General features: G+C 72.1%; 14 protein-coding genes. 7 read left to right on the forward strand and 7 right to left on the reverse strand.

Annotation, left to right across the window (positions count from 1 at the left end; translation table 11 throughout):
* Positions 1–84: 84 nt before the first annotated feature.
* From POL72_RS33490 to POL72_RS33505, 4 genes are read right to left on the reverse strand one after another with little or no spacing between them, the layout of a single operon-like run.
* Positions 85–1,215 (reverse strand): class I SAM-dependent methyltransferase, encoded by a 1,131-nt coding sequence (locus tag POL72_RS33490; RefSeq protein ID WP_272100842.1) that lies wholly within the window; start codon positions 1,213–1,215, stop codon positions 85–87.
* Between the two features lie 43 nt (positions 1,216–1,258).
* A complete protein-coding gene (locus tag POL72_RS33495) occupies positions 1,259–1,459 on the reverse strand; it encodes a hypothetical protein (RefSeq protein ID WP_272100844.1) in 201 nt (66 codons plus the stop codon).
* A gap of 27 nt (positions 1,460–1,486) precedes the next feature.
* Entirely contained in the window at positions 1,487–2,665 is a 1,179-nt protein-coding gene (locus POL72_RS33500) for an iron-containing alcohol dehydrogenase (protein ID WP_272100846.1), read from the reverse strand.
* Position 2,666: 1 nt separating this feature from the next.
* Complete coding sequence (locus POL72_RS33505) at positions 2,667–2,984, reverse strand: putative quinol monooxygenase (RefSeq protein ID WP_272100848.1); 318 nt, start codon at positions 2,982–2,984, stop codon at positions 2,667–2,669.
* 285 nt (positions 2,985–3,269) lie between these two features.
* Between POL72_RS33505 and POL72_RS33510 the strand changes: the two genes are divergently transcribed.
* The 4 genes from POL72_RS33510 (at position 3,270) to POL72_RS33525 (ending at position 7,823) form a co-directional block, all read left to right on the forward strand.
* Positions 3,270–4,454, forward strand: a complete 1,185-nt coding sequence (locus tag POL72_RS33510) for a hypothetical protein (RefSeq protein WP_272100851.1) — start codon at positions 3,270–3,272, stop codon at positions 4,452–4,454.
* The gene (locus POL72_RS33515; RefSeq protein ID WP_272100852.1) at positions 4,451–5,128 is read left to right on the forward strand and encodes a hypothetical protein; all 678 of its coding nucleotides are present in this window, start codon (positions 4,451–4,453) and stop codon (positions 5,126–5,128) included. Before POL72_RS33510 ends, POL72_RS33515 begins: the two co-directional genes overlap by 4 nt.
* 124 nt (positions 5,129–5,252) lie before the next feature.
* Positions 5,253–7,181 carry an ATP-binding protein gene (locus POL72_RS33520; protein ID WP_272100853.1) on the forward strand — a complete coding sequence of 643 codons (1,929 nt, stop codon included), beginning with the start codon at positions 5,253–5,255 and terminating at the stop codon, positions 7,179–7,181.
* 258 nt (positions 7,182–7,439) lie between these two features.
* Complete coding sequence (locus tag POL72_RS33525) at positions 7,440–7,823, forward strand: response regulator (RefSeq protein ID WP_272100854.1); 384 nt, start codon at positions 7,440–7,442, stop codon at positions 7,821–7,823.
* A gap of 51 nt (positions 7,824–7,874) precedes the next feature.
* Here POL72_RS33525 and POL72_RS33530 read toward each other — a convergent pair whose 3' ends face one another.
* The 3 genes from POL72_RS33530 to POL72_RS33540 all read right to left on the reverse strand — a co-directional run bounded on the left by POL72_RS33530 (position 7,875) and on the right by POL72_RS33540 (position 12,652).
* The gene (locus POL72_RS33530; protein ID WP_272100855.1) at positions 7,875–9,527 is read right to left on the reverse strand and encodes a glycerol-3-phosphate dehydrogenase/oxidase; all 1,653 of its coding nucleotides are present in this window, start codon (positions 9,525–9,527) and stop codon (positions 7,875–7,877) included.
* A gap of 236 nt (positions 9,528–9,763) precedes the next feature.
* Complete coding sequence (locus POL72_RS33535; protein WP_272100856.1) at positions 9,764–11,803, reverse strand: ABC transporter ATP-binding protein; 2,040 nt, start codon at positions 11,801–11,803, stop codon at positions 9,764–9,766.
* A gap of 219 nt (positions 11,804–12,022) precedes the next feature.
* On the reverse strand, positions 12,023–12,652 hold the full coding sequence (locus POL72_RS33540; RefSeq protein ID WP_272100857.1) for an NAD(P)H-dependent oxidoreductase: 630 nt from the start codon (positions 12,650–12,652) through the stop codon (positions 12,023–12,025).
* Positions 12,653–12,857: 205 nt separating this feature from the next.
* Between POL72_RS33540 and POL72_RS33545 the strand changes: the two genes are divergently transcribed.
* The 3 genes from POL72_RS33545 (at position 12,858) to POL72_RS33555 (ending at position 16,613) form a co-directional block, all read left to right on the forward strand.
* Entirely contained in the window at positions 12,858–13,349 is a 492-nt protein-coding gene (locus POL72_RS33545) for a response regulator (protein ID WP_272100858.1), read from the forward strand.
* A gap of 178 nt (positions 13,350–13,527) precedes the next feature.
* Positions 13,528–15,105: an alkaline phosphatase D family protein gene (locus tag POL72_RS33550; protein WP_272100859.1), complete on the forward strand. Its 1,578-nt coding sequence runs from the start codon at positions 13,528–13,530 to the stop codon at positions 15,103–15,105.
* A 194-nt stretch (positions 15,106–15,299) separates the two neighbouring features.
* Positions 15,300–16,613 carry a multicopper oxidase family protein gene (locus POL72_RS33555; RefSeq protein ID WP_272100860.1) on the forward strand — a complete coding sequence of 438 codons (1,314 nt, stop codon included), beginning with the start codon at positions 15,300–15,302 and terminating at the stop codon, positions 16,611–16,613.
* Positions 16,614–16,648 lie beyond the last annotated feature (35 nt).

Here is a 16,648-nt window from a genome sequence, read left to right on the forward strand (position 1 = left end):
CCGAGCCGCCTCATCCGTGGTGTCGCCGCTCGCTCCGGGGTCGGGATCGTCCAGGCTGCTATGCGCGTCGCTTCCCCGACACGCTCACGCGCGCTTGCCCGCTGGCGCGTCGCGCCGGCGGCACCGGAGCAGCGTGTGGGCGAGGCCGAGGTGATCGATCTCCGCCTCGACGACGAGGCCTGCCTCGTCGACGCAACGCCGGATATCGGCGGCGCTGTACATGCGGCTGTTCCCGTTCGCGAGGCACGTGAAATACAGGGAAGAGCCGTGCAGACAGTGGACCGCCACCTCGTTCGTCTGCCGATCCCAGAACGTGTCGAGGATCCAGAGCACCGTCTCGTCCCCCATGGCTGACGCGGCCCGCCGGAGGATCTGGACGATGTCCGGCTCGGAGAAGCACACGAGGAACTGGCTCATCCAGATGGCGTCGAAGCCTGTCGGGAACGCCTGGCCGTGATCCAGGAAGTCGATGGGGGTGCCCATGATCCGGCCGAGCAGGCCGTGCTGCTCGACGTTGGCGCGCGCGTCCTCCAGCTGGCCCGGCAGGTCGAGCAGCGTGACACGCACGTCGGGGTCGTGCGTGCAGCACTGGATCGCCCACCGCCCGGTGTTGCCGCCGATGTCGAGGAGCGTCCTCGGCCTGCGCTCGAACACGATGGGCAGCGCCTCGGGGAACGCGGAGTCGGAGTAGAGGTGATCGAACGCAAACCAGCTCTCCCTCACCTTCGGCGGGAGCGCCGGGAGCGCCTCATAGACCGTCGGCCACTCGCCAAAGACCTTCAGGCCAGCCGGCTTGCCGCCCTCGATGGCCTCGTCGAGAAAGCGCATGCCCTCGTAACAGACGTCATGGATGAAATCCATGTTGATACGGGTCATCCTGTCATTCTCGACGATGAGCCCGACCCGCGTGATCGTGTAGCGCTCGCCACGCTCTCGCGGCTCTGCCTGGACGTTCGCGCCGCCTGCGCCCGTGCGCTCCACCAGGCCGAAGCTCAGGCTCGCCTCCAGCAAGGTCTTGGCCGCATAGGCGGAGAGGCCGGTGTCCTGGGCGACCTCGGCCGGTGTCCTGCCGCCCTTGCCGGCGCGCTGGAGCGCCCGGAGGACGCCGCGGTTTCGCATCACCCGCGCCACCTGGAACATGACGGGCGCAAACGCGATGCGCTGGGCGGCGAGCATGGCGTCGAGGGTGGGATTCGGGGCGGGATCGTTCTTCATCGAGCTCCGGTTATCGGGGGTGGGGTCAAGGCTAGCGTGCACCCTAGCGCTGGAGGAGCAAGACGAAGCCGCAGACGCCCGTGAACAGCAGCGTGCACTCTGCCCGACCCTCGTCGGCGAGCGAGATCCCCGTCACGCCGCAGAGCAGGCCGAACACGAGGCTCGCCGCGCTGATCCGCCGCCGTTGATCGATCGACCGGACAGGCGGCGGAAAAGACGGCCTCGTGCGGTAGGGGCTTGCCACCCCACGATGATACCACCGGCGCCGCGATCACAAGGACGCCGCCGCGATGTCGAACAGCTCCTCGTCGGTGAGCGGCAGCGGGTTCCCCTTCATACTGCTCGCCGCCCTGGCCTTCGCGACCAGCGCCGGGAGGTCCGCCTCACCCATGCCGTAGCGCCGGAGCCCCGGGATCGCGAGGTCACGGCAGAGCTCGCGGACCCAGGCGATCCCTTCCTCGGCGACGGCGCCGGCGCGGCCCGTGACGAGCGCGGCCAGCTCGTCGAAGCGCGGCAGCGCGAGGTGAGCCGGGTCGCGCGCTCGGAGCGCCCGCAGGTTGACCTCCAGGACGGCAGGTAAGAGCGCGGCGCACACCGCGCCGTGCGGCGCGTCGAACATGCCCCCCGCGGGCGCCGCGAAGCCGTGGACCGCCCCGAGGCCGGCGTTCGCGAGGCAGAGGCCGCCGAGCAGGCTGGCGATCGCGAGGTCGTCCCGGGCCGGCGCGTCGGGGCCCTCCAGGACCGCGCGGCGCAGCGAGCGCGCCGAGCGGCGGATGCCCTCGCGCGCGAGGCCGTCCGTGAGCGGGTTGCGGCGGCTCGACAGGAACGGCTCGATGAGCTGCGAGAGCGCGTCGAGCCCGCTCGAGGCGAGCACCCCGGGCGGGGCGCCCGCGAGCAGGTCGGGGTCGACCACCGCGAGGCGCGGCAGCATGTGCGGGCTGCGGAGGCTCGCCTTCACGCCGGCTTCCCGCGAGGCGAGCACGGCGTTGCGCGTCACCTCCGCGCCGGTGCCCGCGGTCGTGGGGATCGCCACGAACGGCACGGATGGCGTCGAGAGCGCTCTCCCCTGGCCGATGACCTCCAGGTAATCGAGCGGGTCGCCGCCGTTCGCGACGAGCGCGGCGATCGCCTTGCCGGCGTCGATCGCGCTGCCGCCGCCGAGCGCCACCACGACGTCGCACCGCTCGGCCGCGGCCCGCGACGTGCCCTCGCGGGCGATGTCCACCGTCGGCTCGCCCGCGACGGGGAAGCGCACCGCGGCGACGCCCGCCGCCGCGAGCGCGGCGAGGAGCGGCGCGGCGCGGCCGGGATCCTGCCCGGTGACGACGAGCGCCCGCGTCCCGCCGAGGCCCCGCACGGCCGCGGGCACCTCGGCGATCTTGCCCGCGCCGAAGGCGATGCGCGTCGCGGTGGCGAATTCGAAGGCGGGTTCATGTCCGGGAGGCGCCATGTCAAACCTCCGCGTCGTCAGGGAAGACATTGACGTATTTCCGGCTGGTCCGCGGCTCGGCCATCATCTCCGCGACGGTGTCCCGCCACCGCTGGTAATGCGCCGTTTCCTTGTGTGCGGCCGGCGCTTCCTTGGTCCTGTAGACCTCGACGAGCACGAACCGCGCGGGATCCTCGGTGTCCTGGACGACGTCGAACCGGGCGATCCCCGGCTCCTTGACGCTCTCGCGTGCGTTCTCGATCGTCGCGCTCCGGAATGCGTCGACGAGCTCGGGTCTGACACGTACGTGCACATGCACGATGAGCAGGCTGTTGGACATGCGCGCAATCTAGCTCGGACGCGCGGCCGCAGGAACCCGGCTCGCGCCGCGGCCGGCCTCCCTGGAGAGCGCGCGCAGGCCGCGCGCGGGCTCGGCCGAGAGGCGGGGCGCGGCGGGCGGGGGGCGGGGCGGGCGCGCGGGTGGCGGCGCGGCCGGCAGAGCGCCGTCGTCCCCTGCGTCGACTCCCGACTTGGCCCGGCCGCCTCGCGCACTACGATCGTCGTGACACGGCGTGTGGCTCGGCAAGAGTCGAGTGCATGAGCGCCGCGAGCGAGGAAGGTCGATATGGCGGATCCGACCCCGGAGAGCCCGCAGCCCGATGCCGCGCAGTCCATCGCGCTGTATTCCATCGAGTTCAGGTCCGATCACGGTCTCCTGAAGGACTGCAACGAAGAGCAAGACTGGAGGAACGAAGGACCCCTGTGCCCCCGGCCGGAGTGGACGCCGCGGGGCGCCGTCCCCCTCTCGATCTCGATGGGCCGGCACATCGTCGTCCGGCTCGGGCTCTCGTCGCGCGACGCCTTCAGCGCGGCGGCGGCCGAGATCCGCGCCGTGGGGCCGGGGGGCATCGTCCTCGAGAGCCGCGGTCACGGGGCCGTCGCCGCGCCGTTCGATCTCTTCTCCTCGCGGCAGCTCGGGAGGAAGATCCAGAAATTCAACCTCGCCCTGAGCTGGTCGGCAGGCGCGGGAGCTACGGTGTCGCCCGCTCAGACCTCGAACGTCGTGTATGTCACGATGGGCAGGCCCCAGACCGACAGACAGGAGGTCTGGCAGGAAGATGGGGTGACCTTGAAGCGGATGGACAGGGCGGTTTCCTGGATCGCGCCGCTCGATACCCTCGATCCCCACGAGATCGTGGAAGGGATCATGGTCAAGTTCCCGACGTACACGCTCCTGCCGAGCCCCAGGGTGCCCCGGAAGTACCATCACCCGACGTACATGAACGACGAGGGCGGCGCCTGGCCGATGACGGATTACGTGGAGGAGAGCGGCGAGTGCCAGGCGATCGTCCGCCTCATCCGCGGCATGCTGCGCCAGCTCGGGATCCCGGGGCGGACGCGCATGGTCGTCGTCTGGGGCGACCCCAACGTCGGCGGCGGGCGCAAGACGCTGTCGGCCGACGTCGAGCAGAACCCGTGGGCGGGGCTCGACGCCACGAAGGTCGAGGGCGGCCGCGTGTGGCGCGCCGCGCTCGTCGATGGGCCGGTGGAGGTGGGGAGGACCTACCCGGCGTCCCATACGCGCCTGCCCGACGGGTCGCTCAGCCCGGGGCTCAACCGGTACGAGGCGGCCCTCGAGTTCTCCCACGGCGGCGTGACGAGGTATTACGCGGGGGGCGCTGGCGTGTTCGATTCCGTGGAGCCCATCCTGGGCGTCTTCTGGGGGCTCATCTGGTTCAGCTCGGCGCCGGACGACGGGTACCGCGTCGAGCAGATCGTGGCGACCTACAGAAATGGAGGCTGGGGATGAGCGCGCACGCATTTCACAAAGAAGACATCGACGCGAGGATCACGGGGTGGCTCGCGGCCGTGGCGCGCGTCGCCCCGGATGGCTTCACGCCCGTCGAGCGGTTCGAAGACGTGCCGGCCCAGGCGCGCGCGGAGTCGTTCTACTGGTGCGACTCCATCTTCAGGGACGAGCTCAACCCGCACGGCGAGGGCGTGAGGGCGCGCCACGCGTTCCATGCCGCCACGGACGATACGCCCGACCTGCTCCGCCACGAGTACGCCGCGGGCGGGCTCGGGCTCACCGTCACCGAGGGGCGCAACTTCATTCTCGTCCAGGTCGATCGCGCGAGCCTCGATATCCTCTCTCTCTGCGGTCCAGATCGCGCCGCCGCCGTGCGCCGGGTGGCCGAGGCGCTCTTCAACACGGGCGTGGAATCGCGCACCGTGGGCATGCCGGTGACCTCCGGCCCGGCGGCCTGCCCGGACCTCGCCGGGACACAGGAGCTCGAGGAAGGGACGGTGGTTTCGAGCAATCCGGCCGTGGACCCGGATCTCCTCACCTGCTGGAAAGACCGCACGGAGTGCGGTGTTCAGGGCGGAAGGCTCTACTTCCTCTGTTACAAGAAATCATCCCAGCGCGTTGGGTTCGCGAACGCATGGCAATGGTTCGACGACCGGAGGGCCGGGGTCGGGTGAAGCGGGGGTAGACGGGGAGCGCGCGGGGACGTGCGGGAACGTAGATGATCTCCGCGCCGGTATTGCGTCTGCGCGCCGCGCGCGGGATGTTGCGCGCGTGGCGGGAGCACAGGCACCCAGGATCTTGATCTTCCCAGGCGGCCCCTCGGGCGCTGCGCAGGCGCTCGCCGCGGCGCGCGGCTATGTCGCGGTCCCGGCCCGGGACGTCGAGGCCGGGCTGGATCTCCTGGCGACTCAGCCGTTCGACGTGGCCGTGCTGGCGGACGAGGGGCCGCTCGAGGACACGCTCGCGCTCTGCCGGCGGCTGCGCGCGGCGCCCGGGGGCGATCGCGTGGCCGTGGTCGCCGTCACCGGGAGCGCGGGCGCGACCACGGCGCTGCTCGAGGCGGGCGCGACGGTCGTGGCGGCGGCGCTCGAGCCGTCGATCGCCATCCAGCTCGACGCGGCGGTGTGGTGGGTGCGGCGGCCGTCGGCGCACGTGGCCGACCGGGCGCCCGCGGAGCGCGCGCTGCTCGAGCGCGCCGCGCGCTCCTTTCGCGACGCGTCCGCCGAGGTGATCGGTCTCTTCGTGTGGGACGCGGCGGGGGGCGTGCTCGACGCGAACGACGCGTTCCTCGGCATGGTGGGCTACACGCGCGAGGACGTCGAGGCGGGGCGCCTCAACTGGATGGCGATCACGCCGCCCGAGCACCGCGCCGCGGACCAGCGCGCCCTCTCGGAGGTCCTGAAGAACGGCGTCTGCCCGCCGTTCGAGAAGGAGTTCCTGGCCCGCGACGGGCGGCGCGTGCCCGTCCTCATCGCGCCTGCCCTGGTCGAGGGGGCGCGCGATCGCGGCGTCTGCTTCGCCTTCGACATGAAGGCGCGCAAGGCCGCAGAGGACGCGCTCCGGACGAGCGAGGAGCGCATGCGGCTCGTCGTGCGCGCCACGAGCGACGCCTTCTGGGACTGGGATCTCTCGTCGGGGCGCGTCACCGGGAGCGAGCGGATGCGGAGCTTCTATGGCACCGGCGGCGCGGACATCGAAGAGGACGCTGTGTGGTGGTTCGAGCGGGTCCACCCCGAGGATCGCGATCGCGTGATGAACGGCCTGCGGCGCGCGATGGAGGGGGACGAGAGCACGTTCGAGCTGTGGTACCGGTGCCTGCTCGCGGACGGCAGCTACGCCGACGTCCACGACCGGGGCATCGTGCTGCGCGACGCGACCGGCAGGGCCTACCGGATGCTCGGGGCCGTGTCCGACGTCACGGAGCGCCGGCAGATGGAGACGCGGCTCCAGCTCGCGGATCGCATGGCCTCGCTCGGCACGCTCGCCGCCGGGGTGGCGCACGAGATCAACAACCCCCTCGCGTACATGGTCGCGAACGTCGATTTCGCGCGCAAGGAGCTCCGCGCGAAGGGGGCCGGCGCGCGCCTCGACGCGCTCCTCTCGGCGCTCGACGAGGCCGCGGAGGGCGGCTCGCGGGTACGGCACATCGTGGGCGGCCTGAAGACGTTCTCGCGGGCCGACGACGGCGAGCTCGGCCCGGTCGACGTCGACCCCGTGATCCAGCTGGTCCTGCGGATGGCGCAGCAGCAGATACAGAGCAAGGCGCGGCTCGTCCTCGAGCTCAGCCCGGTGCCGCCCGTCCACGCGAACGAGGCGCAGCTCGGCCAGGTGATCCTGAACCTGCTCGTGAACGCCGCCCAGGCGCTGCCGGAAGGGAAGGTGTCGGAGAACGAGATCCGGATCTCCACCGCCCCCGCGCCGCCCGGCCGCGTGCGCATCGAGGTGTGCGACACCGGGCCCGGGATCGCGCCGGAGCTGCGGAGCCGCATCTTCGACCCGTTCTTCACGACGAAGCCCATCGGGGAAGGGACGGGGCTCGGGCTCGCGATCTGCCACGGCATCGTGACGAGCTTCCAGGGCGAGATCGACGTGGAGAGCGAGGTCGGCAAGGGTGCGTGTTTCCGCGTGCTCTTGCCTGTCCATGACGCTGACGCGCGGGCCGGAGAGGAGCGCAGCGCCGCCTCGGGCGGGGCCTCCGACGAGTCGCCCGAGGAGGCCGCTCAGTAGGCGCGGCCGCGCGGCGGCGGCGAGCGCGACGCGCCGCCGTCCGTGGCGGACGGGCTCCGACAGGGTGCGCGTCGTCCGTGCGTCGGAGCGCTACGGGGGCCGCTCCGCGGGATCGACCGCTTGCCACGGCCGCGGCGGTCGCTCAAGTTGCGTCACCGGGCCCATGAACACTCGATCGGTCAGGGCCGCAGCTGGGCTGCTCGGCGGGTCGGCTGAGGAAGCGCGCCGCGTGGCGCAGTCCGGTCGTGAGGTTCGGTCATGATCGAGAAAACGGGGCGCATCCTGGTCGTCGAGGACGATCTGGATATCAGGAGCATTCTGACGCAGCTCCTCGTGTTCGAGGGGTACGACGTCGAGGAGGCGGCGGACGGCGCCGAGGCGCTCGAGCTGCTGCGGCGAAACGGGCCGCCCGCGCTGATCCTGCTCGATCTGATGATGCCGATCATGGATGGCTGGCAGCTCCGCGCCGAGCTCCAGCGCGACCCGGCGCTCGCGTCGATCCCGGTGGTGATCGTGTCCGCCGACGTGCGGGTCGAGCAGGAGGCGTCGCGGCTGCGCGTCGCCGGCCTGCTGAAGAAGCCGCTCCAGATCGAGCCGTTGCTCGAGCTGGTCCACCGCATCTGCGGCGCGCCGGCGCGATGAGCCGGGCGGGGCGGCGCTGGAGCCCCCTGATCAGGCTCCGGGGCGCAATCGCTACCCGACCGGCAGCGCCGCGGCGGGCGCCTTCCCCTCCGCGAGGCGGCCGCCGCCGTGCTCCTGGAAGTACTCCTCCAGCCGCCTGTCGGCCTCGTCCCCGAAGAGGAGCCTGCACGCCTCGCGGAGGCCAGGCGACCTCGCGAGCGCGTCGCGGCGGAGCAACAGCGCGATCTTCGTGCGTCGCCGCAGAAAATCGTCGAGCTTCGCGATCATCTCGTGCTTCGCGGCGTGGGCGACCTCGCAGCGCAGGTCCTCCGCCCCTTCGATCAGCGGATCGGCCATCCTCGGGTCGCTCCGGATGTCCTCGAGCAGCCCGAGCGCCTGCGCGCCATAGCGGCGCCATAGCCGCGTGCTGAGCGTCTCCGAGGCGCGCGGCGGCGTCAGCGCGTCGAGATCGAGGGCGCGCGCCTTGTGAAAGAACTCTTTACGAAGCGCCTCGGCCGGCTCGCCATACCAGCGCTGCGCGGGGCGGGGCAGCGCGACGCCGAGCCGCTGCACGGCGGCGCAGACCTCGTCGCCCACGTTGATGCAATCGGTGAGCTTGCCGCCGAAGATGCTCACGTGGGCCTGCGCCCGGTCCACCTCGAGGGCGTGCTTGCGCGAGAGCTGAAGCCAGTCCTCGCCGTCTCCGCCGCCCTCGACGGCCAGGGGGCGCACCCCGCAGCGCTCCGCGATGACGTCGGCCTCGGTCAGGGGGCGGGGCAGGTCGAGGCGCTTGTTGATGTTGGAGAGAACGAAGCGCCGGTCCTCGGGCGTCACCGCCGCGCGCGGGCCCTCGACGCGGGTGTCGGTCGTGCCGATGCACGTCCTCGAGCCCATCGGGATCACGAAGAACAGCCGGCCGTCGTCCGCGAAGAACGTGAGCACCCGCCGGCTCGAGGTGAGCCGATCCACGATGAGGTGGATGCCCTTCGAGAAGATGTGGCGGTGCCTGGTCCGCTGGCCCGTCAGCTCGTTGTGCGCGTCCACGAACGGCCCGCAGGCGTTCACGAGCACGCGCGACCGGATGGCGAGCTCCCTGCCCGACAGGACGTCGCGGGCGCGCGTGATCCACTCGCCCCCCTCGCGCCGCGCGCCGAGCGACTCGACGTAGTTGGCCGCCCGCGCGCCGTGATCGAGCGCCGCGCGCACGAAGCCCCAGACGAACCGCGCGTCGTTGTCGACGAGGTACGCGTCGGAGTACTCGAATCCTCCGTCGCAGCCGTCCAGGTTGATGATCGGCTCCTCCCGCGCGATCGCCCGGCGGGAGAGCAGGCGAGGGATGCGCGTGAAGAAGCTGCCGATGATCCAGTAGAGCCAGGTGCCGAGGAAGAGCTTGAAGAGCCCGTGGCGGAAGCCCCGCTCGTGCGCGGCGTAGAACCGGATCTCCTGCACCGACGACGGGTAGCTCCTGAGGAGGAGGTTCCTCGACGTGCAGAGCTTCCGCACGAGCGGAAACTCGAAGCTTTCCATGTACTTGATGCCGCCCCAGGCGAGGTTCGACGACTCCTGGCTGGTGAATCCGGCGAAGTCGCCCCGATCGATCAGCGCGACCTTCGCCCCCCGCGCGGCGAGGGCCGCGGCCGCGACGGCGCCGTTGATCCCGGCGCCGAGGACGAGGACGTCGAACGTTTCGCGGCTCAAGCTGTCGATGTTCGTGGCCCGCAGCATCGATGGCGATCCGGCGAAGGCGCGGCCCGCGCGCGCCCCATCTGCTCTATCACGTCCCCGCGGCCTCGTGGCGGCGGACGGCGCCCAAAAGCGCGGCGGCGGCGCCGCGCGATGCTGTGCGCGCTTTTGTCCGCTGCGCGCGCTTCTGTCCGCTGCGCGCGCTGGCGTCCAGGCGGCTCCGTCACCGCCTCCGCTGTGTTCAGCTGAGTTTCTGTTACGTCCTGCCGACGTTTCGCTCAGCCCATCAGCCCATCGGCCCAGCTGCCGTCCTCGCCGCGGTACGCGTCGGGCGACGGCGCCGGCTGGACGCGGCGCGGGCTGCTCTTCGCCGGGGCGTGGCCTGTGTGGAGGTGCTGCCAGCGGGCCATCTTGGTGTAGACGCCGCCCCGCCGCAGGAGCTCTCCGTGCCCGCCGTGCTCGACGATGCGGCCGCGCTCCATCACGAAGATCTGGTCGCAGTCGACGACCGTGCTCAGGCGGTGGCTCATGAGGACGATCGTCCGCTTCCCCTTCAGCGCGCGCAGCGCCTCGCCGATGGTCCGCTCGTGCTCGGCGTCGAGCCCGTCGGTCGGCTCGTCGATCACGAGGATGGGCGCGTCCGTCAGCAGCGCGCGCGCGATCGCGATGCGCTGCCGCTGGCCTGTCGACAGGTTGAGCCCGCCGTCGGCGATCGCCGTCCGGTAGCCGTCCGGCAGCGCCTCGACGAAGCCGGCCGCCCCCGCCATCTCCGCCGCCATCCGGATCTCCGCGTCGGTCGCGGACGGGCGGCCGTAGGCGATGTTCTCCGCGATCGTGGCCGGCAGGAGGATGCTGTCCTGGAGGACGAGCGCGATGTGCCGGCGCAGGTCGGCCACGCGGATCGCGCGCGTGTCGATGCCGTCGAGCCGCAGCGCCCCGCAGGTCGGGTTGTGGAAGCGCGGCAGCAGGCCGAGCAGCGTGGTCTTGCCGGCGCCGACCGAGCCCACGAACGCGACCATCTCGCCCGGCCGGATCGTCGCGTCGACCCCGCGCAGCACCGGGTGGCCCGGGCGGTACTCGAACCCGACGCCATCGAGCGAGAGCGCGCGCGGCTGCGGCGGGAGGTGGGCCGCGTCGTGCCTGTCGACGACCGCCTGGTCGCGGTCCAGCACCTCGAAGACGCGCTGCGCGCCCGCGACGCCGCCCTGCACCGCGGCGCCGGCGCCGGTCAGCTTGCAGAGCGGGTCGTAGAGCATGCCCAGGTAACCGAGGAACGCCGTCAGCGCGCCGAGCGTCATGCCCGCCTCGCCCCCGCCCGCCCGGGCCTGGACGATGAGGTAGCCGCCGTAGCCGAGCACCAGCGCGCCGCCGAGCCCGAGGATCGAGCCCATGGCGAGCGTGTGGCGGAGCTCGTCGTGGTGGAGCCTCAGCCACGCCTTCACGCTGTTGCGCAGCGTCGTGTGGAAGCGCGCCTCCTCGTCCGCCTCGCGGCCGAACGCCTGGACGAGGCCGATCGACGCCATCGAGCGCTGGACGGACGTCGCGAACTCGCTCTCGACCTCCTTCGCCTCGGTGCACTTCTTGTGCAGCACGCGCCCGAACTTGGCGTTCGTGAGGAGGAGCGGCGGCACGACCGCGAGCGCGAGGATCGTGAGCTCCAGGCTGCGCGAGGCCATGATGCAGATCATGACGGCGAGCGTCAGCGCGCTCCCCATCACGGCGACCGCCACGTTGAGGATGCCGTGGCACCCGGAGGCGTCCTGGTTGAGCCGGTAGAGGGCGTCCCCCTGCGGCTGCGCCCGGTGATAGCCCATGTGGAGCGCCTGAAGCTTCCGGTACACGTCGCGCCGCACGCGCGTGAGCCCGCCATAGCCGATGCGGAACGTGAGCAAGGCGCGGCCCATGCCCACGAACTCCTGCGCCACCCGGAGGACGAGCGTGATCGCCGCGAGCCCGAGGACGCGGCCGAGCAGGCTGTCCGGGAGCGGGGCGAGCAGGATGCGATGGACGAAGTCCCCCGTGCGCGGGCCGGTCGAGATGAGATCCACGATCACGGCGACGGGCCACACCTGGAGCAGGCTGATCGCGATCGAGACGCAGACCAGCACGGCGAGCGCGCCGAGGCGCGCCCACTCGCCCTTGAAGTACGCGCCCACCCGGAGGAAGAAGCGGACCCGCTCCGCGCCGGCCGGCTGGCTGGGCGCGGCGCGCGCGGCGGTCAGCTGCCCGGTCGTCCTCGGAGAATGCCTCGAGCTCCTGAGCCTGCCTTCGCGCCGAGGCGAAGGATGATAGTTCTTGCGGTGAGCGTGTGCGCTCATGGTTCGCTGAGCTCTCTCCTGTCTACGGCTGAGGTGGTCGCCGGCGGCCCATCTCGGGCCCGGCCTGACGAACCATCGGTTATGACCGGTAGCGAGGTATCGCCGCTGGTGTAACAGCCCAACGCGGAGGCGCTCTACGCGAGTGCCGAAGAAGAGGCTGGCGCTTGCTGATTTGCTGCGCGGTTGTCCGGGACTCCAGGGCCGGCGGCGCCAGCGCGGTCAACGGCACAGGCCGACGGCGCGGCCGGCTCTCCGCGCCTGCCCGCGAGTCCGGTCCTCGAACAGCGCGAGCCTGCGGCCGAGGGCGCGCGCCGGCGCGAGGTCGAGCTCCGCCGGCGCGTGATCCGCGCTCGCCCGAGGCGGGCCGTCGCGCTGCGCGGCCCTGCTCGTCGGATCCAGCTCCGCGCGGGCGGGGGCCTGGAGCAGGAGTCCATGGCCGGCGAGGGAGGCGAGCGTCGCCTGGAGCGTCGCGCGCTGCGCTCCCTGGACCGCGGACGGCGAGCAGAACACCGAGGCTACCTTGCCGGCGAGATCTCCCGACGGCTGCCTCGATCCGTCGAGGAAGCGCCGGATCTCCGCGCACATCGCGCCATAACGCGCGGGCGAGCCGATGGCGATGCCGTCCGCCCAGAAGAGGTCGTCTCGCTGCGCCAGCGGCACGGAGGTGAGGTGTTCCCGCGCGGCACGGATCCGCTCATTCGCCGTGCTCCACCGGTCCTCGATCGCCGCCAGATCGGCGACGCGCCGGAGCCGCACGGTCGCTCCGGCCTGCTCGGCGCCCTGCGCGACGGCGGCCGCGAGCGCGGCCGTGCCGCCATAGAGGGAATAGAAGATCACGGCCACGTTCATGCCGAGCGCGCATGCAGCCCTCATACCGCCGTGGCCGCTGCCGGGGCGCTTCGATGGCGCTCCGGACGAGCTCGGCACGCGCACCGTCATGGCGTCGTCAGGAACGGCCCGCTGGCAGGCTCCGCAGCCGCGGAGGACGCATGGCGCATAGAATGCGGCGCGATTCAAATTGCGCGCCGCGGCTCCGCGCCTTATGGGTCCCTCGATGGGCCGGAGCGGATCGCGCAGGGGCGCTGGCGTCGATGTCCCGTGCGCTCCCGGAGGGGGGCGCGGCGCGGAGCGGGGCGATCCGGCGCGCCCTCCGGGCCCGATGGGGCGGAGGCTCGCGGAGCAGGGCCCCTCTCGACGGAAGACGATCTTCATCATCGAGGACGACCCAGGCGTCTGCGATGCGCTCGTGACCGTCCTGTGCGACGAGGGATACGAGGTGATGACGGCCCGGGACGGCGCGGACGCGCTGGCCAGGCTCCGCGAGGCGCCGACGCCGGCGCTCATCGTGCTCGATCTGATGATGCCGGGGATGGACGGATACGCGTTCCGCGCAGAGCAGCTGCGCACGCCCGCGATCTCCGACGTCCCCGTGGTCGTGCTGACGGCGGGGGCGGCGCCGCGGGCCACGGAGCTCGGATCGGTCGACATCCTGAAGAAGCCTGTCGATCTCGTCGCGTTGCTCGACGTGGTCGGTCGCAACACCTGAGTCGGCGCCGGGCGCCCGAAACGAACATCGCCGAGAGCGCGGCGCGACGGACGCGTTACAGCGCTCATTTCCGCTTGCCGGGGCGGCGGTGCGCGCGTCATACGCAGCTCACCGCACGCGGTCGACGAGGGGCGAGATCATGTCGATGGCCCGGCGAAGCATCCTTTGCAGCGTATCCATGTTCAGCCTCGCCGCGCTCCCCGGAGTGTCGGGCGGCGGGGGCGGCGCGCCGGACGGCGGTGAGCCTCTGCCGGCGTCGGGGGACGCCCCGCCGCCGGACAGCGAGCTGTCGAAGGCGGTATTCCAGCACGGCGTGGCGAGCGGGGATCCGCTGCCGGATGCCGTCATCCTCTGGACGCGCGTGACGCCGGTGAGGGCAGGCGCGGTGGCGGTGACATGGCAGATCGCGCTCGACGCCGGCTTCATCCGGATCGTGGGCGCGGGGGCGCTCCTGACGGACGAGGAGCGCGATCACACGGTCAAGGTCGACGCCGGCGGGCTCGACCCGGGGAAGACCTATTATTACCGGTTCATCGCCCTCGGCGGATCGTCCCCGGTCGGGCGCACGAGGACGGCGCCGCGCGGCCTCGCTGAGCGGCTGCGCTTCGCCGTCGCGTCGTGCTCGAGCTATGCGCACGGGCTGTTCCACGGCTACCGGCACATCGCCGCGCGCCTCGACCTCGACGCGGTGATCCACCTCGGCGATTACATCTACGAATTCGGCACCGGCGAGTACGGGGGCGCGCGGCATTGCGAGCCCGCGCACGAGCTCGTGACGCTCGCCGACTACCGCGCGCGTTATGCCCAGTACCGGCGCGACAGGGATCTCCAGGCGGCTCACCAGCAGCACCCGTTCATCACGGTCTGGGACGACCATGAGCTCGCGAACAACACCTGGAAGGGCGGCGCGGCGAACCACACGTGGCCTGCCGAGGGGTCGTGGGAGGTGCGCAGGGCGGTCGCGCAGCGCGTCTACGCGGAGTGGATGCCGATCCGCGAGCACCCGCGCGATGCCGGCCGGATCTGGCGCGCGCTGCGCTATGGCGATCTCGTCGACCTCTTCTTGCTCGACACGCGCTCCTGGGGGCGCGACCGGCAGGCCGACCCGGGCGACCGCGCGGCGATCGAGGCGCCGGCGCGGACGATCCTCGGGCGCGATCAGGAGGCGTGGCTGCGCGCGGAGCTCGCGGGCTCGACGGCGGCGTGGAAGGTCATCGGCCAGCAGGTGCTGATGGGCCATGTCCCGCAGGACCTGAACACGGACGCGTGGGACGGGTACCCGGCGGCGCGCCAGCGCTTCTTCGAGCTCCTCGACGAGGAGCGCGTGCGCGACGTCGTCGTGCTCAGCGGCGACACCCACGCGTCGTGGGCGATCGAGCTCGCGCCGGCGCCGCTCGATCCGGCGCGCTACGACGCCGCGACCGGCCGGGGCGCGCTGGCGGTCGAGATCGCGGTGCCGGGGATCACCTCCCCGTGGCTCACCGAGGAGCAGGCCCGGACGACCGAGCCGCTGTTCCTCACGAACCCGCACGTCAAGTACGTCGACCTGTGGCGCCGCGGGTACGTGGTCCTCGACGTGGCGCCGGAGCGCGTGCAGGGCGCGTGGTTCCTGTACGACGCGCCCGAGCGCCCGCAGGTCGACGAGGTCTTCGCCGCGGCGTTCGCCGCGCGCCGCGGCGAGAGCCACCTGCGCCGGGAGGAGGCGGCGGCGCCCGCCATCGACGACCCGCCCGAGGCCGCGCCTCGGCTGAGCTGACCTGGAGCCGACGCGCGGCGGGCCGGCGAAGCCCGCGAAAACACGCGGGTTCTCCGCCGGTTGGTGGTAAGATCCGTCCGCGCGATATGCTGTGCCGGCGTTCTGCTTGTCCTTTCGCGGGCCTCTGGCTCGCCGTCGCCGCGATAGGGTGTGCGGTCGAGCCTCCGTCGCAGCCGGAGGGGTGGGACAGCGCTGTGGCGCTGCGACCGGCGCGCGATCTCGACGCGAGGCCGGGGGTGCTCGAGGTCGATCTGACGGCGCGCGTCGAGGACGTGGAGATCGCGGCCGGCAAGAAGACGCCGACCTGGACCTACAACGGCGGGCTCCCCGGCCCGCTGCTCCGCGCCAGGGTGGGAGATCGCGTGATCGTGCACCTCCGCAACGAGCTGCCGGCGCCAACGACGGTGCACTGGCATGGCGTGCGTTTGCCGGCGGCGATGGATGGCGCGCCCGGGCACAGCCAGCCCGAGACGCCGCCGGGCGGCGACTTCACGTACGACTTCGTGGTGCCGGACGCGGGGCTGTACTGGTACCACCCGCACGTCGACTCCGCGGTGCAGGAGGGCAATGGCCTCTACGGCCCGCTGCTCGTCGAGGATCCGGACGAGCCCGCGGGGCTCGGCGACCAGCTCGTGCTCGTGCTCAGCGACGTCAGCCTGCGCGACGACGGCTCGCTCGAGGACCCGCAGGCGGGCGGCAATCTCGGCACGCTGTTCGGGCGCGAGGGCGACCTCCTGCTCGTCAACGGGCGCGTCAACCCGGTGATCGGGGCGCGCGCCGGGCTCAGGCAGCGGTGGCGCATCGTCAACGCGGCCAAGTCCCGCTATTACCAGCTCCTGATCACGGATCACCGCTTCACCCGCATCGGCGGAGACGGCGGGCTCCTGGAGCACCCGGTCGAGGAGGACAGGATCCTGCTCACCCCCGGAGAGCGCGCCGACGTGCTCGTGACGCCGCGCGGGGCGCCGGGCGCGACGCTCTCGGTGCGCTGGGTGCCCTACGATCGCGGCTATGGCGCGACCTTCGGGAGGCCCGAGGTCGAGGCCTTCCGGCTGCGCCTCGCGGACGAGCCCCTGGCCGAGGACGACCCGCTCCCCGAGGTCGCGCGGCGCATCGAGGCGCTCGACACGGCGGCGGCGAGGCGCGTCGATCTGCAGCTCACGCGGGAGGAGGGCCCGGGCGACCTCGTGATGGGCATCAACGGCGTGCCCTCGTGGGAGGCGGAGCCGCTCGTGGCGGCGGTGGGCGAGACCGCGGTGTGGACCGTCGAGAACACGATGGAGTTCGATCACCCGTTCCACCTGCACGGCTTCTTTTTTCAGGTGCTCGGCGCCGACGGTCAGCCGGTCAGGCCTCTCGCGTGGAAGGACACGGTGAACGTGCCTGTCGACGGCGCGGCCCGCTTCGCGGTGCGTTACGACAACCGGCCTGGCATGTGGATGTTCCACTGCCACATCCTCGATCACGCCGACGCGGGCATGATGGGGATGCTGCACGTCGTGCCGTGAGAGGCGGCCGCGGGGGAAGGCGGCGAAGCGCGCGA

It is taken from the genome of Sorangium aterium, assembly GCF_028368935.1.
Taxonomy (GTDB): Bacteria; Myxococcota_A; Polyangia; order Polyangiales; family Polyangiaceae; genus Sorangium; species Sorangium atrum.